General features: G+C 59.8%; 24 protein-coding genes and 1 pseudogene. 11 read left to right on the top strand and 14 right to left on the bottom strand.

Annotation, left to right across the window (positions count from 1 at the left end; translation table 11 throughout):
* Positions 1-140 precede the first annotated feature (140 nt).
* From EN990_RS27240 to EN990_RS27230, 3 genes are all read right to left on the bottom strand, one after another.
* On the bottom strand, positions 141-1,529 hold the full coding sequence (locus tag EN990_RS27240; protein ID WP_127388433.1) for a phospholipase D-like domain-containing protein: 1,389 nt from the start codon (positions 1,527-1,529) through the stop codon (positions 141-143).
* Entirely contained in the window at positions 1,474-1,800 is a 327-nt protein-coding gene (locus tag EN990_RS27235; RefSeq protein WP_027036398.1) for a low affinity iron permease family protein, read from the bottom strand. Before EN990_RS27235 ends, EN990_RS27240 begins: the two co-directional genes overlap by 56 nt.
* A 110-nt stretch (positions 1,801-1,910) precedes the next feature.
* Positions 1,911-5,063, bottom strand: a complete 3,153-nt coding sequence (locus EN990_RS27230; protein ID WP_127388432.1) for a GAF domain-containing protein — start codon at positions 5,061-5,063, stop codon at positions 1,911-1,913.
* A gap of 278 nt (positions 5,064-5,341) precedes the next feature.
* Between EN990_RS27230 and EN990_RS27225 the strand changes: the two genes are divergently transcribed.
* The 3 genes from EN990_RS27225 (at position 5,342) to EN990_RS27215 (ending at position 6,369) form a co-directional block, all read left to right on the top strand.
* Positions 5,342-5,590 (top strand): hypothetical protein, encoded by a 249-nt coding sequence (locus EN990_RS27225; RefSeq protein ID WP_013525118.1) that lies wholly within the window; start codon positions 5,342-5,344, stop codon positions 5,588-5,590.
* A 111-nt stretch (positions 5,591-5,701) separates the two neighbouring features.
* Positions 5,702-5,986, top strand: coding sequence for a hypothetical protein (locus tag EN990_RS27220; RefSeq protein ID WP_027161872.1), 285 nt, complete (start codon positions 5,702-5,704; stop codon positions 5,984-5,986).
* 194 nt (positions 5,987-6,180) lie between these two features.
* Positions 6,181-6,369, top strand: coding sequence for a hypothetical protein (locus tag EN990_RS27215; protein ID WP_013525120.1), 189 nt, complete (start codon positions 6,181-6,183; stop codon positions 6,367-6,369).
* Positions 6,370-6,372: 3 nt separating this feature from the next.
* Here the strand turns inward: EN990_RS27215 and EN990_RS27210 are convergent, their stop codons facing one another.
* The 3 genes from EN990_RS27210 to EN990_RS27200 all read right to left on the bottom strand — a co-directional run bounded on the left by EN990_RS27210 (position 6,373) and on the right by EN990_RS27200 (position 7,828).
* On the bottom strand, positions 6,373-6,612 hold the full coding sequence (locus EN990_RS27210) for a hypothetical protein (protein ID WP_032899472.1): 240 nt from the start codon (positions 6,610-6,612) through the stop codon (positions 6,373-6,375).
* A 225-nt stretch (positions 6,613-6,837) separates the two neighbouring features.
* Positions 6,838-7,074 carry a hypothetical protein gene (locus EN990_RS27205; RefSeq protein ID WP_024504626.1) on the bottom strand — a complete coding sequence of 79 codons (237 nt, stop codon included), beginning with the start codon at positions 7,072-7,074 and terminating at the stop codon, positions 6,838-6,840.
* A 19-nt stretch (positions 7,075-7,093) separates the two neighbouring features.
* Complete coding sequence (locus EN990_RS27200) at positions 7,094-7,828, bottom strand: Crp/Fnr family transcriptional regulator (protein ID WP_013525123.1); 735 nt, start codon at positions 7,826-7,828, stop codon at positions 7,094-7,096.
* Positions 7,829-8,342: 514 nt separating this feature from the next.
* Here EN990_RS27200 and EN990_RS27195 point away from each other — a divergent pair.
* Positions 8,343-8,870, top strand: coding sequence for a hypothetical protein (locus EN990_RS27195; RefSeq protein WP_245469217.1), 528 nt, complete (start codon positions 8,343-8,345; stop codon positions 8,868-8,870).
* Positions 8,871-9,342: 472 nt separating this feature from the next.
* Positions 9,343-9,516, top strand: coding sequence for a hypothetical protein (locus tag EN990_RS27190; RefSeq protein WP_013525125.1), 174 nt, complete (start codon positions 9,343-9,345; stop codon positions 9,514-9,516).
* 632 nt (positions 9,517-10,148) lie between these two features.
* Here the strand turns inward: EN990_RS27190 and EN990_RS27180 are convergent.
* On the bottom strand, positions 10,149-10,424 hold the full coding sequence (locus EN990_RS27180; protein WP_013525127.1) for a hypothetical protein: 276 nt from the start codon (positions 10,422-10,424) through the stop codon (positions 10,149-10,151).
* Between the two features lie 451 nt (positions 10,425-10,875).
* Here EN990_RS27180 and EN990_RS27175 point away from each other — a divergent pair, with 451 nt between their 5' ends.
* Complete coding sequence (locus tag EN990_RS27175; RefSeq protein WP_127369771.1) at positions 10,876-12,042, top strand: beta-glucosidase; 1,167 nt, start codon at positions 10,876-10,878, stop codon at positions 12,040-12,042.
* A gap of 87 nt (positions 12,043-12,129) precedes the next feature.
* Here the strand turns inward: EN990_RS27175 and glf are convergent, their stop codons facing one another.
* Together glf and EN990_RS27165 are read right to left on the bottom strand one after the other, a co-directional pair.
* Complete coding sequence (glf, locus tag EN990_RS27170) at positions 12,130-13,272, bottom strand: UDP-galactopyranose mutase (protein ID WP_127385351.1); 1,143 nt, start codon at positions 13,270-13,272, stop codon at positions 12,130-12,132.
* Positions 13,273-13,274: 2 nt separating this feature from the next.
* Positions 13,275-14,447, bottom strand: a complete 1,173-nt coding sequence (locus EN990_RS27165; protein WP_127368831.1) for a glycosyltransferase — start codon at positions 14,445-14,447, stop codon at positions 13,275-13,277.
* Between the two features lie 158 nt (positions 14,448-14,605).
* Here EN990_RS27165 and EN990_RS27160 point away from each other — a divergent pair, with 158 nt between their 5' ends.
* The 5 genes from EN990_RS27160 (at position 14,606) to EN990_RS27140 (ending at position 18,891) form a co-directional block, all read left to right on the top strand.
* Positions 14,606-15,721, top strand: a complete 1,116-nt coding sequence (locus EN990_RS27160; protein ID WP_164752036.1) for a hypothetical protein — start codon at positions 14,606-14,608, stop codon at positions 15,719-15,721.
* Positions 15,722-15,893: 172 nt separating this feature from the next.
* Entirely contained in the window at positions 15,894-16,739 is an 846-nt protein-coding gene (locus EN990_RS27155; RefSeq protein ID WP_013525132.1) for a manganese catalase family protein, read from the top strand.
* 318 nt (positions 16,740-17,057) lie between these two features.
* Positions 17,058-17,666 (top strand): hypothetical protein, encoded by a 609-nt coding sequence (locus EN990_RS27150; protein ID WP_127368832.1) that lies wholly within the window; start codon positions 17,058-17,060, stop codon positions 17,664-17,666.
* Positions 17,663-18,055, top strand: coding sequence for a phage holin family protein (locus EN990_RS27145; RefSeq protein WP_013525134.1), 393 nt, complete (start codon positions 17,663-17,665; stop codon positions 18,053-18,055). The genes EN990_RS27150 and EN990_RS27145 overlap by 4 nt, the downstream gene beginning before the upstream one ends.
* A 56-nt stretch (positions 18,056-18,111) precedes the next feature.
* The gene (locus tag EN990_RS27140; RefSeq protein ID WP_245460950.1) at positions 18,112-18,891 is read left to right on the top strand and encodes a hypothetical protein; all 780 of its coding nucleotides are present in this window, start codon (positions 18,112-18,114) and stop codon (positions 18,889-18,891) included.
* 77 nt (positions 18,892-18,968) lie between these two features.
* On the opposite strand, the gene EN990_RS27135 is transcribed toward EN990_RS27140, so the two are convergent.
* From EN990_RS27135 to EN990_RS27115, 5 genes and pseudogenes are all read right to left on the bottom strand, one after another.
* The gene (locus tag EN990_RS27135; RefSeq protein WP_027161878.1) at positions 18,969-19,385 is read right to left on the bottom strand and encodes a c-type cytochrome; all 417 of its coding nucleotides are present in this window, start codon (positions 19,383-19,385) and stop codon (positions 18,969-18,971) included.
* Positions 19,366-20,244 carry a cytochrome c oxidase assembly protein gene (locus EN990_RS27130; protein ID WP_127368834.1) on the bottom strand — a complete coding sequence of 293 codons (879 nt, stop codon included), beginning with the start codon at positions 20,242-20,244 and terminating at the stop codon, positions 19,366-19,368. Before EN990_RS27130 ends, EN990_RS27135 begins: the two co-directional genes overlap by 20 nt.
* Positions 20,241-20,582: a hypothetical protein gene (locus EN990_RS27125; protein WP_063170778.1), complete on the bottom strand. Its 342-nt coding sequence runs from the start codon at positions 20,580-20,582 to the stop codon at positions 20,241-20,243. Before EN990_RS27125 ends, EN990_RS27130 begins: the two co-directional genes overlap by 4 nt.
* Before the next feature lies 1 nt (position 20,583).
* Positions 20,584-21,189, bottom strand: coding sequence for a cytochrome c oxidase subunit 3 (locus EN990_RS27120; RefSeq protein ID WP_013525139.1), 606 nt, complete (start codon positions 21,187-21,189; stop codon positions 20,584-20,586).
* Positions 21,186-21,459 (bottom strand): annotated as a pseudogene (locus EN990_RS27115) (cytochrome c oxidase subunit 4); the annotation flags it as partial. The gene EN990_RS27120 and the pseudogene EN990_RS27115, both read right to left, overlap by 4 nt.

The raw sequence follows: 21,459 nt of genomic DNA, 5'->3' as shown, positions 1-21,459 counted from the left end.
TCCACATCCGTGCGGAACACTGGGAGAGTCCAGCGGCGAGCGCGGCTGGGAGGGAGGGCTTCCGCGACCTGATCCAGCAAGGCTGCGAAATACCTGGCGAGCAATCGCGGGGACTTTGGATCTCCGCCTCCTCGCCATTATCAGAGCTGGGAGCGAAACCTGCTCGCAAAGTAGTCGGTGACCTTTTCGCTTAGCGGACGCGCTTGCCATTCTTCCAGACTGACCTGCCTTGATCGCTTCAGGTCCTCGTTGAAAACGTCTATTTGCGTCCGCGCGAATTCCAAGCCGTAGACGTTCAGACTGGCCTCATCGTTGAGGCGCAAGGATCGCTCATCCAGATTAGCCGAGCCAAAGCTCACCCAGGCATCGTCGACGATCAAAAGCTTGGGATGGTACATTGTGGGTTGAAACTCAAAGATGCGCACACCGGCCTTGAGCAATTCGCCCCAGAAAAAGCGCGAGCCCTTTCGCACCACAGGCACATCCGTGAGCCAATTGGGAACGATGACATCGACCGAGACGCCTCGCTTCCTTGCATCAAGAATCTGCTGCAGCGCGATGTCGTCCGGCACGAAGTAGGCCATGCCGATGCGCAGATGATCCTTGGCCGCGGCTATTGCCGCCAACATCATCAACTCCATGTTCTCCGAGCCGTTTGGCTGCGAAGAAAGTATCAACTGCGCATCGAGACCGCCAGCGGCCGCAACTGCAGGGTAGAACTTCCCGCCCTGCAATGTCTCGCCGGTCGTCTCAAGCCAGTTTTCGGCGAACGCCGCCTGGAATGCGGGCACGGCTGGTCCTTCGATCCGGTAATGCGTGTCGCGCCATTCATTTGAGTTGCGTGCGTTCCCGCGCCAATCATCGGCAATGCCGACCCCGCCAGTGAAAGCGATCCGGCCATCAACGATCAGCAGCTTGCGATGAGTTCGGTTGTTTACACGGTCCAACGTATACCAGCGTAGCGGCCGATAGCGTTCGAACCGCACACCTGCCGTCGTCATGATGCGGATCAGGTCCTCGTCGAAGGGAAGGCTGCCAACCCAGTCGACGTTCACGCGGACTTCCACGCCTTCGCGGGCCTTCGTCGCCAATGCGATCGCGAACTCGTAGCCGATGGCTCCTGACCAATAAATATACGTTTCCATGTTGACGCTGGATCGAGCCGCCCCGATTGCTTGCAGCATTGAGGGAAATATTTCGTCTCCGTTGACGAGAGTTTGGACCGCGTTGGAACCGAACATCTGCCCTTGCGAATAGCTGCTCATCGTCTTGGAAAATTGGGGATCCGTAGCGTCGAACCGGTGGGGGACGATAGATCGTAGAACGCGCGGCTGCGGAGTGAGGTTTATGATCAACACCGTGAGCAGGCTGCCGATGGCGGCAATGGCCAGATAGATGAGCACCTTTCGCCAAGGCGCAATGCGGGAGGTCTTCTTGCGGGCGCCTGACGCAACGGGACCGAAAGGCTGCACGTCAATCGCCCTGTTGCTGGCGATGGCGATGTTTTTCGATCTCCTCGGGCTCTTCATCGTCGATCCGGGTGATGTTTGAAGCCGCGTGATCTGACCGCAGAATCTCGTCCAGCTTGGCATGGATCGCTTGAGTGTCGCGGTGCTCCGCACGCTGGATGAACAGCGTCATCGCCCAGGTGAACAATGTTGCGGCTCCATGCCAATCCAAGCTCTGTCGCTCGAAAATCATCCAAAGAATTGCGTAGGCCAACAAGACCAGGAACGCAGCGGGACGGGAAGTCAGTGTGCCGATTGAGGTAAGGGCGCTGGTGATCGGATGATTTGCCATTCCAGAGAACTCGCGGCAGTCCCCCTGGTTCCGGCGAGACATCATACCGCCCCGCCGTGCCTGCAGTGGATTTGGGTCGGCCGCTTGAGTACATCGCCTCTGGCCGATCGTTACTTTCGATCGAGCACCTTTCGGACCTTCTCGGCCAGCTCGTCGATCGTGTAGGGTTTGGTCAAAAGCTCCGTTCCAAAATCGAGCGTGCCATTGTGAACAATCGCGTTTCGCGTGTAGCCGGTGGTGTAGAGCACCTTTAGTGACGGGTGCGATGTCCTGACCTTGTCCACCAGTTCGCGGCCTGACATTTCCGGCATGACCACATCGGTGAACAGAAGCGAAGGCACATGCCCGCTCTCCACGGCGGCAAGTGCGTCTCGTGGCCCCGACATTTCCAGGACGGAATAGCCTAGTTCTCGCAGCGCTTCTGCGGCCATCAGGCGTACACGATCTTCATCCTCGACGATCATGATGACCTCGTCTGAACGTCCCGGATGCTCGCCCGCCAAGGCGGCGGCCGGGCTGTCGGGAATGCCGCCATGCGACCGCGGTAGATAGATCTTCAAGGTGGTTCCGACACCGAGTTCGGAATAGATCTTGACGCTGCCGCCGGACTGACGAACAAACCCATACACTTGGCTAAGTCCCAATCCGGTACCCTTGCCGACTCCCTTTGTGGTGAAGAACGGATCGAAGGCTCTTGCCAGCACGTCCGCAGTCATGCCCGTTCCGGAATCGGTGACCGCTATCATCACATACTGGCCCGAGGAGATCGCGTTTTCTCTCGCATACCGATCGTCAATATGGGCGTTAGACGTTTCAATCGTGAGCTTTCCGCCGCCGGGCATGGCATCGCGTGCGTTGACGCAAAGGTTGAGCAATGCGCTTTCCAATTGCCCTGCATCGGCCTCCACATGCCACAGCCCAGCGGCGAGCACCGTCTCGATTGCTATGGTCTCTCCAAGCGTTCGGCTCAGCAGTTCGCTCATGCCGGAGACGAGTCGATTAGGATTCAGGCGCGTCGGTGCCAAGGGCTGCTGGCGAGAGAAGGCAAGCAGCCGCTTGGTAAGTTCCGCAGCGCGTTGTGCCCCATCGATTGCACCGGTGACGAAGTGGTTCACGTTCGTGTCGCCGTTTCGGAGCTTGCGCTGCACGAGATTCAAACCGCCAATGATGACAGCCAGCATATTGTTGAAGTCGTGGGCGATGCCACCGGTAAGCTGTCCCACGGCCTCCATCTTCTGCGCCTGGCGCAGGTGCTCTTCTGCTCGGACGCGTTCGGCAACTTCCTCAGCCACACGCTGCTCAAGAGTGGCGTTGAGCGTCTGCAGCGCTTTGAACAGTCGGGAGTTGTCGATTGCCGTGGCGGCATGACCGGCCAGCCCCAGCAAGGCTGTCTCATGCTCTGCGGCAAAGACACCGCAACCGGAATGTCCGAAGAACAGCCCACCCAGCACTTCGCCCGATCGCGAAATGACCGGCACGGCAAGATAGGATCGCACGGGAAGATGGCCTTCCGGCATTCCCTTCCTCGGCGGATTTTTTCCATAGCGCACATCCATGAGGATATCATCGGAACGCACCACGCCCGTCCCGCGAAAAGTAGGCTCGAAGACGCCCGTGTTGCGTGGCATGGGAAAATTTTCGAAAGCGGAGCGTGGCGCTCCCGACAGGGCGTAGAGCACATAGCTGTCCCCCGTGTCATCGAGGACATTGTAGAAAAAAGCTCCGAATTGCGCGCCTGACAGCGCGACGCCAGCGTCGGTGACAATCTGGACAATGCGCTCCACGTCCAGCTCGGCTGCCACGGCGGCGGCAGTCGCATTCATCATCTGAAGCTGGTTCTCCACCCGCTTTCGCGCGGTAATATCCATGACGGTGCCGATGAAACGCACCGCGCGTCCGGACCGGAAAAGAGATTCGCCCGTTGCAGCTATCCAACGCTCCTTTCCGTCGCGCAGCCCGATCGTCCGATATTCGATGTCGTAGCGGGAAGACTCGCCCGGCGCGAGCGCCCGGCGTACGGCCTCATCCGCCCGTTCACGGTCTTCTGGATGGAGACCGGCCAGGAACGCGCTCTCATATGTCACCTCCGCCTCAGGTGGCAGACCGAAGAGAGCTTTGCATCGGTCGTCCCAACGCAGCACCCTTGTGATGGGATCATAGTCCCACGTTCCGATAGCGGCTGCATCGGTCGCTAGCCTTAGCCGCTCCTCGCTCGCTCGGGCAGCCTGTTCCGAGCGGACGCGCTCGATGTGAGCCCATGACCGCTCTGTCACCTCCGCCAGCAAGGACAGTTCGCGCTGCGACCAGACGCGGCGCTGCGTGTCGTGAACGGCCATTAGCGCAGCCAGCCGGCCTTGCTTGACCAAGGGCATGCAGATCGTTGCCGTTATGCCGATATCCTGAAAGGTCTTTGCTTCCTCGGGCGCAATTTCCTCGAGATTGTTGTTGATGACGAGCGGCCGATTGGCGGTCAGATTGCCAACAGCGAGGCGACCGAAATCGGCAAGACTGTAGTACCCCCTGATGCTAGGCGAGCCAGGAGCGCTCCAGTCGCCGCGAATGGTGAAGTGGTCCTGGTCCGGCTCCATGTCAGCGTAGGCGCAAATCGAAACGCCTAGATGTTCGCCAAGTAGACGGGTGGTGACCTCCATGACAGCGTCGGCATCTGTCGCCGGGGATATCTCTCTGCCGAGGCGATCCAGAAAGGCCAGGCGCTCGGCATTTTCACGCAGGGCCTTCTCCGCACGAAGCCGTTCAATTGCGGTGCGCGTCCGGTCAGCCACTTCCGAAACCAGAGCAACCTCGGCCGGCGTCCAGTGTCTTGGCTCGGAGTGATTGAGGTACAATAACGCAACCAACCCGCCGCGCTCCGTAACCGGCATGTTGATGACGGATTGGGCGCTGATTGCTTTGAGAGCCTCGGCATGGTCGTGGGTTCGCGGGTCTGTCTCGGCATTCTCGAAGACGACCGTCTCGCCTCGTTTCAAATCATCGACATAGGAGCCGTAGTCCCTGAAGTTCAGAGTTCCGGCCAGACTTCGGATTCCCGGCGCGTTCCAGTCTCTGTCGATGACTATCGTTTCTTTCTCGAGATCGATCGTGCCATATCCGGCTCGACTGATGCCAAAATGCTTCCCAAGCAATTCCGCTGCCGCAAATGCCAGTTCGGCAGGATCATCGATCTCCCGAATCCTGTCACCCAACCCCGCCAGAAGCTGGAAGCGCTGCACTTCAGACGAACGTTCGCGTGACGTGACTCCCATTTCGCCCCCGGTTGGTCGGACTAGATAATGCCGTCAGTCGCGAAGAGTTCCAGGCGCCGGACAACAGGTCGGGGCTAGGCCGCCGACGCATTGCGAAGAAACTTGCGTCACGACAGCCAAGGACAACTCCATATGCGCCCTCAACGGGCGAACGACGCGCCGTGCATCATAGTTTAATGACACCTGCTGGGCTGTGCCGCATAAAGCCATTGTCAGCGGCTGTGTAACGGGCGCCGCTGCTTGGGAGCAATCCCACTGTAGCCGAATAGGAGCGCCTGATGCTTAGCCGACCAACCCGCACGAATACGGAAGCTCTCTACCCCAGTGACCTGAACATCCTTCGCGACGCGTTCGACGCGCTGTGCCAGGAATTTGCTATCTTGCCCGACACGGCGGCGGCCAACGCCGTAGCGAGAGAGCTGATCAGGTTGTTTGAAACAGGAATGACGGAAGCGGCCACACTGATGATCGCCGTGCGCGCACGTTGGCAAGGCGACTGGGAGATGGGAGGCAGCAATGCTGCCTGAGGTTTGATGATCAAGCGCAATCAACCCGCTGCATCCTTTTCGACACCGCCGCGTTGAGCGTCAAACCTGCCAGAAATGTCCGATGCGCTGGCACAATGACTGGAGCGACCGATGCCGAAATTTCGCTTCGAGTTTATCGAAGGCATGGCCCAGCCTGCAATCTTTGCCGATATGGCTGATCGAGATGAGGCTGTCAGAGAGGCGAAGCGTGCAGCCAAGGAGGCCATGCTCGACGGAATTGTCGATGGCGTGGACCCGACCAGTTGGGTGACGAAGGTTTACGACGAAGCAGGCTATCTCGTCGCCACTCTCGGATTCCAGGATCTGGTCGCCGCGCCCAGGGATACGGAAGAGTTCAAGGAAACAGAGGAGCCAGGCGTCTTGCGATCGGGTTGAAGCCGGTTTCTCCGCTGTCGCCATCGAGCCAGATGTTGCGGCCGCCGGGCAGATCACGCCGTGACCCGAAAAAGACCGTTTCTGGCTGGTGCGGACAGCCTTTTTGTTTAATCTCCGAAAGACGCGCAGAGGCTGCAACACGGCTTCAGCCCACCTCGACGCTCTCGAGACGGGCGCGCGGGAGTTGAGATGCGATGCATAGAGACGCCTTCACCCCATCAGAACTTGCCCTGCTCAGTCGCGTCTTCGCACGCAGCAAAATCAAAAACGAAACCGCAACCGAGAAGGAGCGGCGCGCATCACGTATTCTGGCTTACTACCAGGCTGGGGTCACGGATGAGGATGAGCTAGAACTGCTTTCTCGCCAACCGCTCGGAAGGTGACGATTAGTCTTCCTTCTTCAGAGCTTCCGCCTCGTCTTTGAGCTTCGGCCAATCGGCGCCATGCCTGCGAAGCAGCGTTCGTGCCTGCTTGGGGTCAATTTCCGTGAGTTCGACCAGATGTTCGACCTCAAGGTCCTGGCCTTTCGCCACCCGGCTTGCCTCGTTCGCTTTTCGTTGCATCTCGACGACCCTCTGCTGAGACAACATGAACGAGCGCTGAGAGTGCGCGTTCCAGAACTTCATACAAAAATCGGGACATCGATTAAATCAGTCGGATTGCGCCACTGAGGCGGGCATGCCCTTCTGCTGCGGCTTTCCGATTTCTCCAATGTGGAGAACCCGAGCTGGTCGCAAATGGCGGCGGCATCTTCGTGCGACAGTCCGGCCACGGGGCATTCGGCTTCGTCGCCGCTCCGTTTGGTGTGCCGGCGTTCGGCAGCGTTCTGTCGAAGCAAGTCCTATCGCACGTTATCTCATCAGCTTGATCTGAAGCGAGATGCTCAGCCTCAGAATCCTGTCGCCGTTTTCGTTCCGCACTTCAACAAATACTTGCTGCCCGTCCACCTCGGTCAGTGCATCTTTCGTAAGGTCGATAAGGCCTTCGAAGCCCACGCGGCGCACCTCCTCCAGACCGGCACATTCGATGCCGATTTCGTCCTGGATGACCACATCGTGATCGCCACTATCAAAGAAAAATCGTGCCATCCGAAAGCTTCCGTCACCACTAAGCTGCGGGGTTCCTTTGGTGCAGGTAGGTCGTTTCGAAATCACCTGCACGAGTGAGGCCGGGCCAATCAAGAGCCTGCACCCTTGGGCCTGTGGTGGCGATGAGGCCTCTACGTCGAAGTTCCTGAAGCATTCGGTTGACGTGGACTGTAGACAAGCCCAATGCATCGCCAAGTGCTGCCTGGGTAATGGGAAGATCCGCGACGTGATCCTGGATGCGTCCAACCGAGCGCAAGCGAAAGATCAGTTCGCACAAGATGTGAGCCATGCGCGTATAGGCCTCTCGTCGTCCCACATTCGTTACCCATTCCCTGTAAATCGCTGCATCGATCAGCGTCGAGCGCCAAAAAGCCGTCGCGATTCGGGGATGCTGTTCGCAAATGGCGCGAAGAGCGTCATGTCGCATGAAGCCCAGTCTGGCTGCTGTCAGGGTCGTGAAATTGCAATCCATGACCGACAGATGCAGTCCGTGCAGATCGGGAATGTCCCCAGCCACAAAGAAGGATGTAATCTGCCGTTTGCCATCGCCGGTAAGTTTGGTGGAACCGAGCAGGCCATCCAAAACCACGAACGAATTGACAGGGCGGTCACCCTCACGCACCAGGTCGTAATTGGCAAGAAAATCCTTCTCCTGAATTTGGATGTCTTTCAAAACATCAATATCGCCCTCTCGGAGATCCGAGATGCTCTGGAGCTTGCGGATAAGTACATCCGAGGATGAAGTGGGTGACAAAGTGGCTACCTAGCTGATGTTGGTTATCGAACTTGCATCCGCGTCAAAAGTTCCGGATAGCCGTAACGAGGCGCCGGACTGCTGGTCGGGAACTGGGAATTCAGGATGCCGAGGCAGGTCCTTGGCCGGGACTTCATTGCACGGGGCACAGGAGTGCTGCACACCCATAATCGAGCCCCTCGAGCAGCGCATTAACCTATGACATAGGCTGCGCTCGCAATTGTCGCTGCGACATCACATGAGGTGGTTGATCCGCCAAGGCCTGACGCTGCAACCTCACCTATGAGGGCCAGATGGCTCCGGCCAGGCATCAGGCAAAAGGCGTCTCACCTGAAGCGAGAAATCCGGCCTTGCAAATGGGCATCTCAACGAGCCCGCTTGAGGTCCGGCCGCGCAATGTCGCCACACGGTTGACGAGCGGCTATCTATTGGCGTCACTCATGGTTCATCAGGCGTCTCCAAAATCCGGCCTGGTGGGGAATCGAACTTTCTGCCGATCAGCGGGCTTTCGGATATGTCCGTCGGAAACGATGTGGAGAAATTGATGCGGAACCTTATACTGGCCTTCGCAGCACTTGCCCTACCCGCGTGCCAATCGGCTCCTGAACCGCTGCAATCCGCCGCTATCGAACCTGCTGCCATTCCCTCCCAATCCGCCTTGGATCCTGCCGTTGTTCCCCCCGGCCCGGCAATAATGGATCAATCCGTGGCAATCATTCCTCCTTCAAAGGGCGTTCCAACAAAGTACGCTGCTTTTTCGGGCAATTGGGTCGGGCGATTGGAAGGCACATATGAAGGTAAACTGTCTGTTCAATCTGTTTCTTCAAACGGAAAGGTGACCGTAACCTACGCATGGGGAATTCTGAGCGATGACAATCCGGGTGAGGCCGCGGGCGAAGGAAAAATTGTAGGGAATACGTTGAAGCTGGGGCGCCTCCCGAATGGCGCGGACGTCAGTTTTAGGATGATGCCCGACGGCACGCTGACCGCAACCCATACGCTCGCCGGCCAGACCTATACGGGCATGTTCATCAGGCAGTGATCAAAGAAGATACGGCCGCGTTCCCGCGGTTTTTGATCCGAGCATCCCGCGCCCTTGGACCATCTCCCATAGCGGCCCTTGAAATACCAGTCCCTGGCGTCATAGTCGCTACGTTCGAGGACCGTGGCGGCCCCGGACCGAAGCATTTCCTCAACATGGGGGTCAGGAGACCCCCCTGACCGCCCACGTCCCAAAACACACCACCGATGCCAATCCCCATTAATTCTGAGGGGCTGCGGGGCGTTTCGGCGCGGCTTGCATGGGTTTCGCGCAGGTTCTGTTGGGACCGGTTTGCGTACGTTATCGAAGGTGTGTGGTGTTGGATCGCCCCAGGTGGACCTGCTTTGCACCGCCTGCGACAGTCCCTAGCGAATGGCGCTATCCTCGCTGCCGCGAATCGGACGCGGGCTTTTTTCTTGTTTCGTGAAACGAAAGGTCATTCCGCAAGTTGGCTTCCCAAAGGAGGAACCCAATGAAAAAGGATGGCGATGGCCGAGTCGAAAAGGGCAATCAGCAATTGCTTGCCCGACGTCTGTCTGAAGAAGTCGGTATTTCAGAGCCGGATGCGCGCGGTCTGATCAAGCTTATCGGCACGGATTGGAATTCGCTGCTTCGTGAAGCCCGATTTCTGAAAGAGAGGCACTAGAACGCTTCTGCCGGTCACATGATCTCGACTGAAAATATTATTGCTCTCGCGGCGGTAGTTTCTGGGCTCCGCCGGCTGTGAGCGAAGAACATGCTTCCGCCCCATCGGAGGGTGTCATGACTGCTCCCGCTACCACGCGCCTTTAGAAGGCAGCGTCGACGACAAAACCCGTGTGATGTGGCTGCTGCACTCCGGAGCGCACTTCGAAGAAGCCACTTTAAAGACATGCTACGGGGTAGAGGCTGTTGAGCCGCGCACCTTATGGCTGGATCATCTCATTGCCAGAACAGGACCGTCCAAGGGAACTGCTGCAGGTGGCGCTTGGTGGGATATTGTCACTGGCATCCGACGAAGGCTAGTGGGTCATACCTCGGCCGGGCCGCGCTATTGGTCCCTCCATGGCGCGGCCTTCTTGGGAGAAGAGATTGACCCGTGGGTACGGTTTGGCTCACGCGCGACTGTGCCGCGTAGCGCAGGCGGACCGAAGCGATGGCGCGATGAAGAGGCGCAGGCCAACCGCCGTTGATCTTCAGGCCGTAAGCCCGGCCCCACACCTCAAACGTTGAAGCCGTTCGCTCGGCACTCGACGCCGTGCGTGGTCCCCGTCAGAGGCGTGAGCCTTGACCGTGGATTCATCTGCAGTGACTGGCAAAGGTAAGATCATCCGAGCCGGCGCCGTATCCCTCCATACAGCTTGCGGCTTGCTCAACTGCGACTGATTTATGCCGATCGTCGGCGCGTTGCGATGGCACCTCGCAGGAAGGGTCTGCCCGGATAACCGGCTCCAGATCGTGGGGGAAGTTCGGCGCATGGACAGGCAGTGCTTCGGCCGAATTGTCGCCCTTTTGAGCCATCGCTGGAAGGATTTCAGCGATCTCGACCAGGATTTCCTTGACCAGATGTCTCATCTGCGCGCCCGCCCTGCGGCCCCTTGCTATGGCGATCAAACTTGCTGACGTAGCCGATGTTCCCGCTTGAGCTGAATGGCGCACGCTCTGCCGGCAAAGATCGATGGAGCGGCTTGACGCGACGGGCCGCGTCCCTCTCGCCTGCATGATCGATATTGGAAAGTCGAAATTTGAACGGACTGTCGCCTGCCTTCGTCGGAGCGTTGGATGATCCGATCACGGCATGTGCCTGACCCCCGACTTGCCTCGCGCAGCTTCTTCCCTGGCTGCTGTCTGCCTCTGACGGGGTCGACGGGAACAAAGGCTCGATCATCCGGTTTGGAACCATCCCGTTAAGCACAGGACGAAAGTGCAGCCTGGCGGATGAGATACGGCAGCCGGATTGCTCATGGCTGCTTCGATCTGCATTCGGCAGCCGAGACTGAGCCCAAATGCCTGCAGGAGACTTCGTATGAGCGAAGCACGACACAGCGAAGGCAATGAGGTGACTTCGATTGCGGGCACGTCGCCCTTCGCCAGTTTTTTCATGGCTGGTTTTGAGTGCTCGTCGCACCGGCGCAAGGACGGCGTCCGCCTCGATCTTATCCGTGCGACCTCGCATTATTTGCACGCCCTGGGCGACTACCGCGGTTGCGCCGAACTCGGTCTTCGTACCGTCCGCGACGGGTTGCGCTGGCACCTCATCGAAACCGCTCCTGGAAACTATGACTGGTCAAGCTGGACGCCGATGGTCGAAGCAGCGCAATCGGCAGGTGTCCAGGTCATCTGGGACATCTTCCACTACGGATGTCCAGACCACGTTGATCAAGGGTCGATGCATTTCATCGATGCCTATGCCTCGTTCGCTGCAGAAGCTGTGAGGGTTCATCGTTCAATCGCCGGTACAGCGCCTTTGTTGTGCCCGATCAACGAAATCTCGTTTTTCGCCTGGGCTGTTGAGGTTGGCTATTTCCCGCGCGTTGGCCCGAAGAAGCGGGGATGGTTCAAGAGGCACCTCGTGAGAGCTGCAATAGCTGGCGTTCGCGCGATGCGCGAGGTCGATCCCGCTTGCAGATTTGTCTGGGCCGAGCCGCTTATCCACATTGCCCCTCGCGACCGGACGCGGACCGAACGGCGTCGGGCTGAAAATGCCCGTCTCGGACAGTTCGAAGCTTACGACATGCTGCTGGGCCGGGCAGAGCCTGAGTTGGGGGGCAGCGACGATGTTGTCGATGTCGTTGGCCTGAATTTCTACCCGCACAATCAGTGGTACCTCAACGGGCCGACGATTCCCATGGGGCACCACGAGTACCGTGCCCTATCCGAGATGCTGATCGAGGTCGCGCATCGATATGGCAAGTCGATGTTCATCGCCGAGACCGGCTCCGAGGGATCAGGCGGGGCGGCGTGGCTCCATTATGTCTGCGACGAGGTGCGTGCCGCAATTGACCTCGAAGCGCCGATCGAAGGTATTTGCCTATATCCGATAACCGCCTATCCGGGCTGGGACAATTCGCGGCATGCGGAGGTGGGATTGTTTTCGGTCGTCCAGGCGGACGGCAGTCGGCACGTCCGCAAGCCCATCGCGGAGGAATTGGCCCGCCAGCGAGCTTTGTTCACGGCGAACCTGACGCGTTAATACATGAGCGGCACGAGGGATGTTGCGAGCGCCTGTCGGCGCCGCCTTGCCACGCTCGATGCTCCCAGGTACGTCCGGGTGGGCGAGCTACAGCGCCCCTTGGGCCAACGACGCCTTCCCCGCGCTCGCCCATTCCGGGACGCTCTTCTGGATGCGGGCGAAGGTTGCCAGGGCCTGCCCGACCACCTGATCCATGTTGTAGTAGCGGTAGGTTGCCAGTCGACCGACAAACCACACGTCGGGACAGGTTGCGCCAAGCGCTTCGTAGCGCTTGAAGAGCTCTTCGTTTTCGGCCCGCGGCACCGGATAGTACGGGTCCCCGATATCGGTGGGATATTCGTAGGTCAGACTGGTCCGCGCGTTCTGCTGGCCGGTCAGATGTTTGTACTCGGTGATGCGGGTGTAATCTTCCGTCTGGGGATAGTTGACGACGGCAACCGGCTGAAACTGCTCTTGGTCGAGGGTGACGTGCTCGAAGCGGAGCGAACGATAAGGAAGACGCCCCAGCTGCCAGCCGAAGTACTCGTCGATCGGGCCGGTATAGATCAGGCGGTTGAACGGTATCTCGTCACGAATTTCGCGGAAGTCGGTCTGCAGCATGATCTTGATGTTCGGATGGTCGAGCATGCGCTCGAACATCCTCGTGTATCCGCCGGCAGGCATCTTCTGGAAGCTGTCGCTGAAATATCGGTCATCGCGGTTGGTTCTGGTCGGCACTCGTGCCGTCACCGATTTGCTCAGCTGGTTCGGATCCACGCCCCATTGCTTTCTGGTGTAGCCACGGAAGAATTTTTCGTAGAGTTCGCGTCCCACGGTGCTGACGACAACATCCTCGGCCGTTCGCACGTCCTCTACCGTTTCGCGTCGCGACGCGAAGAACTCCTCCAACTGTGCAGAATTCAGTTCGAGGCCATAAAGGCGGTTTATCGTGTCGAGATTGATCGGGATGGGGAGCAGTATCCCATCCACCGCCGCCAGAACCCTATGCTCGTATGTGCGCCATTGGGTGAACTGGGAGAGGTAGTCCACGATCGACTGGCTGTTGGTGTGAAAAATATGTGGCCCATAGCGGTGGATGAGGATGCCGGCTTCATTATAGCAATCATAGGCGTTGCCGCCGACATGGCTGCGGCGATCGACCAAGAGAACGCTTTCATGACGCTGCGAGGCTATTCTTTCGGCAAGCACGCTGCCGGCAAACCCCGCGCCGACGATCAGCCAATCGAACATGGCTATGCGCTCCTGCGCAACGGGACGACCTTCTTGCGTCGGTAGGCGCCCTCAATGTGAGCGGCCATGGCCGTCCATGTTCTTTCCCACGACATGTCAGCCAGATAGGCATCGACTTGCGGCAGCAGCATCTCACGCGGTCGCAAAAGCATGGAGCGCAGCTTGCTCTCCAAGTCGTCACTGTCGGCGATTTCCACCAGTCCAGCAGCGCCGTAGCTGCGCACGACGTCAACGATCGCCGTCGAGATTACGGGCAGGCCCGCAGCCAGGAACTCTGGCGTCTTGGTTGGGCTGATGAACCGGGTCGCTTCGTTGAGTGCAAACGGCATCCACCCGGCATCCCAATGGCGCAGATAATCGGGCAGGTCGCAGTAGGCCTTGGCACCCAACCAATGCAGGTTGTCGGCCTTCGGCAGGATTGCAGGATCGATTTTGACCACGGGGCCAATCATGACGAAATGCACGTCCGGCATCGTCCGCGCCGCTAGCGCCACGAGTCCGGCGTCCAGCCGCTCGTCGATGACGCCGAAATACCCCACCCTCGGGTGAGGAATGCCGGCCTGATCGGCTGGGTCCTTTCCTGGCAGCCTAGCCTTGTGAAAGTGTTTCACGTCGATGCTGCTCGGAAAGGGGTAAATAGCCTGATGCAGGCGGCGCTTGGTCTCGAACAGGCTCAGACCACCGGTGAAAACGAGATCGGCGCGGCGCAGAAGTGCCTTTTCCATCTGCGCCAGTTCGGGCGGCGCATTCTTGAAAGCGGAGAGTTCGTCCATGCAGTCGTAGACGCATATGTCTGGGTCAAGAAACTCCGTGAAGCGGAGAGCCATCGGCGTGTAATACCAGGCGATCAGCCGGCTGTGCGGCATAGAAGCTATGATCTGCTGAACAAACCTCTGCTGCACGGCATCTGATTTCGCGGCCGACGCGCCGAGCGGCAGCACTGGTGTCACGATCAGGATGTTTGGCGATGCCTCGCTCGTCCGCATCTGCGGCTGTGGCAGTTCTTCGAAAACAGGCTCCTCAAAGTAGACCACTCTCTGCTGCTCGGATGCGAGGGTGAGGATATGCTGCGGCCGTTGATGAACGAAATTCCATCGCAAGTGGGAGAAGCAAACCAGTAGATTTTCCCTGCCTGTGTGTTTACTGGCGGATACCCTGCCCAAGGCTGCTTCCATTGAGATGTTCCTTCCCGTAATCTTTCGTTTATGTTACGACTAACATTTGTTAAGCGCGGATCGAGGAGAAATAGACTTCGATGCCAGCTCCTAACTTTCCAGCGCGTGAGTTGTTCCAAGGTGAAGTGAAGAGCTCTCGGTCACCGCTCGGATGACGAATGCGACCATATTTCCGCGAAGCTGAGAACGCTCGCCGCGCATCGCCGGGCTTTGAAAGCGTGAGCGACGGCGGAATGTCGGTGGAGAACGGACCTGCCGTATTTGCGTTGAAGTCGCTGGCTATAAAATGCGCAGGACATCAAGTTGATTCGCCCGCATCGCTGGCGAGTCCGTGCCAGGCGAATTCCGGGGCTGATATGAAGATCGACTTTGCGACCAACGTTTTTCCGCTGTTTCATCCGCAAAGCGTGGATGACCTCAAGGACCCTTGCCCCGTCTTTGATGGCAGCCTGTGGCACGTCTTCGGCTCGAGCGGCACGGTGACCACCGAGACGTGGACGATACTGCACGCCACGGCGCCGGACCTTTATGGGCCGTGGACCGAGCATCAGTCGATCGAGCTTCCAATCAATGGGAGTGGTGTTGCGGCTCCGGGGGTCATCCACGAAAGCGGCGTCTTTCACATGTTCATCCAGACCGAGTTCATGAAGTCTGGCGGCCGCTGCGAGCATGCGGTTTCCAATGACGGGTTCCAGTGGGTGGTTCTTAGCCCCGCAATCCTCGCGATCCCGGACACGGAGGAAGATGGCATTTACGATCCGCATCCCGCACTTATTGGCGGCAAGCGCTACCTCGTCTATTCCGCCATGCCAAAATTCACCAGGGTGCCGCAGCCCGACATCTATCTCGCACGCAGCCAATCCGACTCATGGTTCGGTCCCTGGAAGCGGATCGGCAAGATCCTCGACCACAATGATGTGCCTCACCACAACACAAGAGAGGATCCCGACTATGAATGGGGCATTGAGGGCGCACAACTGGTCGAATTGCCGGACGGTCGCGTGCTTCTCAATGCCACTTGCTTTCTGCCCAATGGCCTTCGCGGGAACCGGCAACGCGTGTTTTTTGCCATCGCGGATAACGTTGCTGGACCTTACGTCTCGATCGGCCCGGTGCTGGAACCAGGCCAGCCGGGAGAGAACGGCCACTCGACAGTGATGATCGAAGGCAGCCAGCTTTCACTGTTTTATCAGAGCCGGGTCGCCACGACTGATCATCGGTGGCGCTACGGCTTGGCCAGATGTGACGTCGCTCTGCTTTCCAGGGTCGCGTGATCCGGTCGGCGCCACTCGTACCGACTGCATCAACGAACTGGACGGCTCGCATTGCGAATAAGCGTCCGTGGCCCGAGACATTCCCGCGGAAAGCCTGCCGGAATTAAGTGTTCCTCGCACGGAACAATGCATCAGAGCTGAGGTTCGGCTGACTTCCAACCAGGAGTCAGCCATGTATTACACCGACAAGAAATTGCAGTACCCGGTTCGTGTGGAAACGCCCAATCCAGTCTTTGCCCGTGCCTTGCAGCAGGCCATCGGCGGAGTAGAAGGCGAGATCCGCGTGGCCTTGCAGTATTTCTTCCAGGCATGGGGATGCCGCGGGCCGGCCAAATACCGCGACCTGTTGTTGAACACGGCGACCGAGGAGCTCGGCCATATCGAAATGCTGGCGACTGCGGTCGCCCTCAATCTTGAGGGTGCACCACTTTCGCTGCAGGAGGACATCTCGTCGGACACGGTCGGCGGCTCGGTCCTCAACGGGATGAACTTCCGCCATATCTTGTCGACCGGCCTGGCCGCACTGCCTGAAAACGCCAACGGCGTTCCCTTCAATGCTTCGCATGTCTATGCCAGCGGCAATCTTGCCGCGGATATGGTCGCAAACGTCACCGCGGAAGGAAGCGGCCGCGTGCTTGCGACCCGCCTGTACAACATGACCAGCGATCCCGGCATGAAGGACATGCTGTCCTTCCTTATTGCGCGCGACACCATGCACCAACAGCAGTGGCTCGCGGCAATCGAAGATATGGGCGGACTGAACGCGTCTCTGCCGGTCCCCAACTCCTTCCCGCAGGAAAAGGAGCATCAGGACGTATCCTATGCCTTCATCAATTGCTTCGTCGAAGGTGTCGAACCAGCGCAGGGACGTTGGAGCGAAGGACCGTCGATGGACGGCAAGGGCGAGTTCTCCCTGGTCGCCGGTTCGCCAATGGGCGAGGAGCCCATGCTGTCGCCGCCTCGGCCAAGTTCCGGCGCCCAGAGCGAGCAGATGATCGACAGGCGGGCAGCCGAATAGGCAAAGATAGCAATGCCGGAGGGAGCCGGCACTCGGCTGTCTCCTACTAGCGGCTCCTGCGGAGTCGGGCGCACCCGGTGGTACCGAGCAACTGGCGCTCCGCACGAGGGATAGTGCGACCCATTGGTGACTGGTGCGTGCCTGACGAAGCTCTCCATTTCCGCTTCGACATAAATGCTTCACCTAGGGAACATCGCCGGCTCCGCGAAGTTGGACAGCCACGGAGGACGTGCACATGAACAGTGTCATCTATCTTATCGGCGTTATCGTTGTCGTGCTGGCGGTCCTCTCCTTCCTCGGTCTTCACTAGGTGGCCCCATGCAGCATGAAAACGATCAGGGCGGACAGCCCACCGATTTCGACAAGGCGAAAAGCGACGTTTCCGAAAGGCTTCGCCAGGAAAATGAGCGTGCCAGCGAGTTGCTTCACGACGCGCGTGATACGGTGACCCGCAAGGCTGGCGACTATGCATCTGAAGCCAGGGAGGTCATCTCCGACAAGGCGCAGGAAGCGCAGCGCGACATCGGATCGAGCCTGGCGGCGCTGGGCGGCGCACTGCGCGCGGCCAGTGATCACCTGGCCAACAACGATGAAAGGAACGCATCGAAGTTCGCATTGGATGCTGCCGGTGGCTTGGAGCGGCTTTCATCGTCATTGAAACAGAAGCCGTTCGGCCAGGTCCTGGAGGACGTGCAGTCCTTTGGCCGGCAAAATCCCGGTGTCCTGCTTGCCGGATCGGTATTGGCCGGATTGGCTCTCGGGCGGTTCATCAAGGCCTCGCCGCCGGCGGGTCGAGAATTTCAGGATGCGCCGGGAGACCTCAAATCCCACACCGATCAGGCACAGGGTTGGTCCGCTGATCGGTCGCAGGATTCGGGCGTCGTCGGCGATGATGGGGCCATGCAGAGCGCGGAGCAGGACAGATGAACACCCAGGACAACCCAAGCCTTGCCGGGCTGATCACCGACTTGGCCCAGAATGTCACCACTTTGGTGCAAACCGAGGCCAGGCTGTTTCGGGCCGAGCTTTCTGAAAAGCTTGCCAAAGCCGGAGCAGGTGCCGCGGAAGTGCTGGGCGGCGCGATCTGCTTGCTCGCCGCGCTAATGGTGTTGCTGCAGGCACTCGTTATTGCACTGACGCGGGCAGGACTTGGCGCGGGGTGGTCTTCCCTGCTGGTCGGCGTGGTCGTGGCGGCCCTCGGCATTATCCTGCTGCGGACCGGGACGGCCAGCATGGCGCCTTCGGAACTTACCCCCGACCGCACCCAGGAACAGCTCAAGCGCGACGCGAGCGTGATCAAGGAACAAGTGAGATGACTGAGAAATCCGCAGCCGAACTTGAACGCGAGGCCGAGGCAGCCCGTGCGCGGGTGATGGAGACCGCCGAATCCATTCGAGGCAGGATGACGCCGGGACAATTGCTGGATGAGTTCACCGGGCTGTTCTCGGGAGGGGAGAGTTCGGCCATGCTCGCCAACCTCAGAACGCAGGTCCGAGACAATCCTTTGCCGGTCACTATGGTGGGCGCGGGTCTGGCTTGGCTGATGTTCGGCAGTGGTACCGCAGACACCGCCCGCGGTTCGGCTGGCTACTCAATGCCCTCGGCGCCGGGACGACATGATGAACGGGAACGTGGAGGCTTGGGCAGCACGCTTTCCGATGCCGCCGCATCGCTGTCATCGGCTGCCGCCAGCGTCGGCGATACCGTTTCCAGCGCGGCAAGCAGCGCCGCGGAGGGTTTGACGGGCAGCACGGCCACTGCAAGATCGGTGACCGGCGACATGGCGGCGAAAGCCGCCCGCTCCGCGCAAGATCTGTTGGAGAACCAGCCCTTGGCCATAGCGGCCGCGGGTCTCGCCATCGGCGCCGCCATAGGTGCAATGTTGCCCCATACCGCAACGGAGGATGAGCAGCTAGGCGCCTATGGCGAAAAGCTTCGCGATACCGCCGAAACCATGCTCGACAGGGGTCTCGACGAGGCCAAGCAGGTCGCCGCCGAAGCCTATGAGACCATCAAGCAGGAAGCTGGCCGGCAACATATGGAAGCAGACACGATCGCCGATCAGCTCGGCGAGATCGTGAAGTCCACAGCAGACAAGACCGAGCACGCCGTGCGTGAACGGATTTCCGATCCATCTCAGCGTCAAACCTAGCTTGAATGATCCTGGATCAACGACAATCGGTCTCTTCAGAAGGGTCGGCGTTGTCCGTCAAACGGTGAACCGCTCAATCATTTCAGAGCGTAGAGGTAGGCCGCGATATCGCGCGCCTGCTGCTCCGAAATTCGGGTCGATGGCATGGCCGTGCGCGGATTGATTTCCCTGGCAGATCGTATCCAGCGGATCAGGTTCTCTGGATTGTTGGCCAGCCCGCCGCCGATAAAGGTGCGGTCAGCAAGACTGGCGTCGAGGCGTGGACCGACCTGCCCTTGCGCGCCCGGCACGCCCGAAATCGTATGGCAGCCGGAACAACCATTCGCAGTCATGATCGGCATGGCGCGCGCAATGTCACCTCCCGTGGCCGCCTCCGCCTCGTGGCGGATGCGCGCCGCCTGATCGGACCACCAGGTCATTCCGGCCACGCCCGCAACGAGCAGCACCAGCGCGGCGCTGGCGCCGGCAAGCAGCTTAGACAAGCTCGTAGGCATGCGCCGCCTCCCCCCTTCCGCTCGCCTTGATCCACAGCGCGGCCAGCAGCAGCGCTGCGCCGCCATAGATCAGTCCAGCGGGAACCCACATCACCAGCCCGGCAAGTTGCTGGTCTTCCAGGGGGCTCAAATTCCATAGTGCCGCACCCACCGCGTTCTGCGGGTACCAGAGCCGCGGCCAGAGCAGCAGGAGCACGCCAAGCAGGCCAGTGTGCAGCGAGGTGACGAAAAGATGCATCACTGCGGTCCCATAGGCATGCTGGCGGCCGGGACGCGGCAAGAGTACCCACCAGAACAGCAGCCCTGTTCCGAAGAAGCTCGCGTGCTGTGCATAGTGCATCACGCCGCGTTCGAGCGCGGCCTCGAACAACGCCGGAAGGTGCCAGATCCATATGGCCAGGCCGTGGGCAATGGTCGCGCTGAGCGGTCGAGTTACGAAAGACCAAACCGCATTCAGCCATCTGCCGTGCCCGGCCATTCCAAGAATGCGCCGGACCCCGGCGGGAAATCCCCACATCAAGGCCGCAGCCGGGCTGGCGGAGACCAGCAGCGGCGCCGCCACGGCCATCAGCAGTTCATGCTCGATCATATGCGCCGCAAAGATCTGCTCACCGAGTGCATGAATCGGGCTGACCAACGCGGCCGTCAACACGCCCCATCCGGCCGTGAACAGCAGAGCCTGGCGCAGCCGCAGAGTCCTGCCGCGGCTGCTGCGCCGCCAAAGCCGGCCAGCTCCAACGACATATATCAGGGCAAGCACGGCAAGTGGCAGGGTGATGGGCAGCGCGAGCGTCCACCCGGCCTCGGGTGCGCCGGCGCCGTAGCAGATGGAAGTAGAGAACAGCCCGTCCAGATTCATCGCAGGCACTCATCCAGGATCAGCGCCGCGCTGCCTTGCATGAGGATCACAAGCGCAAACAGCAACGCCGACAGCATGCCGAGATTGGCGACGAAGCGCTCTGTGGCGCGCGTACGCTTCGGCTTGAATGCGGCACCGCCTCGCCGCTTCGCCCGCCACGACAGCGCCCCGCCGAGCAGCGACAACAAGACGAGCAGCAGCGCCACGGGAAGCACGACCGGCACCTGGCGATTGCATTGCCAGGGCACCAGCGCATAATTCAGCTGTGTCGAGACCGCCCACGCCAGCGGCCCTGACAGAAGACCACCCCAAGACGTTCCCAGGCGTAATGCACGCATCTCAGCCTAGCCTCGGCACCCAGTAGATGAGCAGATAGATCGGAATCCAGGTCAGGACCACGAAGTCCCAGTAGAAGACATTGTCGCCGACATCGCCGAAGCGACGGCCGCTATAGCCGTGGCGCGTGAACATCAGCACAGTCAGCACGATGGTGTCGCCGACATCGGTGATGAGATGGGTGGTGTGCAGCCCGAGCAGCACCCAGAGCATCGATCCATAGGCATTGGTGTCCCAATAGATGTTGAGGGCCGGGAATTCGAACCAGCGCACGACGAGCGGAGCGATGCCGAGCAGCGACATGACCATCAGCCCGATCCGCACCGGCACCATCGAACATTGCTTGGCATAGCGGTGGAGGATGTGGTTAGGCACAAGGCTGACGATGAACAGAATGGTGACGATCGTTCCGGGCCAATGGTTCGGGCGCGGTGCGCTGAGGGGCCAGTCTGGCCATGACTGCGCAAGGTAGAGATAAGCGCCGGCCGCCAGCGCGAAGCCCGTGCCTTCCAGCGCCATGAAACCCAGCGTGCCCCACCAGGTCGGGCTGCGCGGACCGTGCCCGAAGGTGGGCAGGCCAGAAAGATCGGCGGCGGCGCGCTGCTTCATTCCTCGTCCTCCGGATCGCCCTTGGGCCAGAACCATCCGATCAACGTGATGGCGATTGGCGCGGCGCCCCAGACGATCGCCCAGGGCGTGAAGATTGAATAGAGAAACGTGCCGCCGACGGCCAGCGCCGCTAAAAGCGGCCAGATCGAAGGGGCGGCCGATTTCTCGCGAATGTCGGGATGAGCTTCGGCCACGGTCGAGATGAGGAGTTCGCGCGCGTCGACGCGGAGCCCGGTCGCTACAGGGAGCGCCTCGCGCTCGGCCCAGAGC

Source organism: Mesorhizobium sp. M7A.F.Ca.US.005.03.1.1 (assembly GCF_003997975.1).
In the GTDB taxonomy this organism is placed as follows: domain Bacteria; phylum Pseudomonadota; class Alphaproteobacteria; order Rhizobiales; family Rhizobiaceae; genus Mesorhizobium; species Mesorhizobium ciceri.
The sequence above is the reverse complement of the archived record's forward strand: the minus strand, read 5'-3'. Positions and strand labels throughout refer to the sequence as shown.

Coding starts and splice junctions, on each gene's coding strand:
- glf (WP_127385351.1), bottom strand. CDS start 13,272: ATGTTCGATTGGCTGATCGTCGGCGCGGGGTTTGCCGGCAGCGTGCTT.
- EN990_RS27155 (WP_013525132.1), top strand. CDS start 15,894: ATGTATTACACCGACAAGAAATTGCAGTACCCGGTTCGTGTGGAAACG.
- EN990_RS27140 (WP_245460950.1), top strand. CDS start 18,112: ATGGAGACCGCCGAATCCATTCGAGGCAGGATGACGCCGGGACAATTG.
- EN990_RS27225 (WP_013525118.1), top strand. CDS start 5,342: ATGCTTAGCCGACCAACCCGCACGAATACGGAAGCTCTCTACCCCAGT.
- EN990_RS27125 (WP_063170778.1), bottom strand. CDS start 20,582: ATGCGTGCATTACGCCTGGGAACGTCTTGGGGTGGTCTTCTGTCAGGG.
- EN990_RS27175 (WP_127369771.1), top strand. CDS start 10,876: ATGAGCGAAGCACGACACAGCGAAGGCAATGAGGTGACTTCGATTGCG.
- EN990_RS27145 (WP_013525134.1), top strand. CDS start 17,663: ATGAACACCCAGGACAACCCAAGCCTTGCCGGGCTGATCACCGACTTG.
- EN990_RS27160 (WP_164752036.1), top strand. CDS start 14,606: ATGCGACCATATTTCCGCGAAGCTGAGAACGCTCGCCGCGCATCGCCG.
- EN990_RS27215 (WP_013525120.1), top strand. CDS start 6,181: ATGCATAGAGACGCCTTCACCCCATCAGAACTTGCCCTGCTCAGTCGC.
- EN990_RS27120 (WP_013525139.1), bottom strand. CDS start 21,189: ATGAAGCAGCGCGCCGCCGCCGATCTTTCTGGCCTGCCCACCTTCGGG.
- EN990_RS27205 (WP_024504626.1), bottom strand. CDS start 7,074: ATGGCACGATTTTTCTTTGATAGTGGCGATCACGATGTGGTCATCCAG.
- EN990_RS27235 (WP_027036398.1), bottom strand. CDS start 1,800: ATGGCAAATCATCCGATCACCAGCGCCCTTACCTCAATCGGCACACTG.
- EN990_RS27180 (WP_013525127.1), bottom strand. CDS start 10,424: ATGAGACATCTGGTCAAGGAAATCCTGGTCGAGATCGCTGAAATCCTT.
- EN990_RS27135 (WP_027161878.1), bottom strand. CDS start 19,385: ATGCCTACGAGCTTGTCTAAGCTGCTTGCCGGCGCCAGCGCCGCGCTG.
- EN990_RS27230 (WP_127388432.1), bottom strand. CDS start 5,063: ATGGGAGTCACGTCACGCGAACGTTCGTCTGAAGTGCAGCGCTTCCAG.
- EN990_RS27240 (WP_127388433.1), bottom strand. CDS start 1,529: ATGAAGAGCCCGAGGAGATCGAAAAACATCGCCATCGCCAGCAACAGG.
- EN990_RS27150 (WP_127368832.1), top strand. CDS start 17,058: ATGCAGCATGAAAACGATCAGGGCGGACAGCCCACCGATTTCGACAAG.
- EN990_RS27165 (WP_127368831.1), bottom strand. CDS start 14,447: ATGGAAGCAGCCTTGGGCAGGGTATCCGCCAGTAAACACACAGGCAGG.
- EN990_RS27220 (WP_027161872.1), top strand. CDS start 5,702: ATGCCGAAATTTCGCTTCGAGTTTATCGAAGGCATGGCCCAGCCTGCA.
- EN990_RS27195 (WP_245469217.1), top strand. CDS start 8,343: ATGTCCGTCGGAAACGATGTGGAGAAATTGATGCGGAACCTTATACTG.
- EN990_RS27130 (WP_127368834.1), bottom strand. CDS start 20,244: ATGAATCTGGACGGGCTGTTCTCTACTTCCATCTGCTACGGCGCCGGC.
- EN990_RS27190 (WP_013525125.1), top strand. CDS start 9,343: ATGAAAAAGGATGGCGATGGCCGAGTCGAAAAGGGCAATCAGCAATTG.
- EN990_RS27210 (WP_032899472.1), bottom strand. CDS start 6,612: ATGAAGTTCTGGAACGCGCACTCTCAGCGCTCGTTCATGTTGTCTCAG.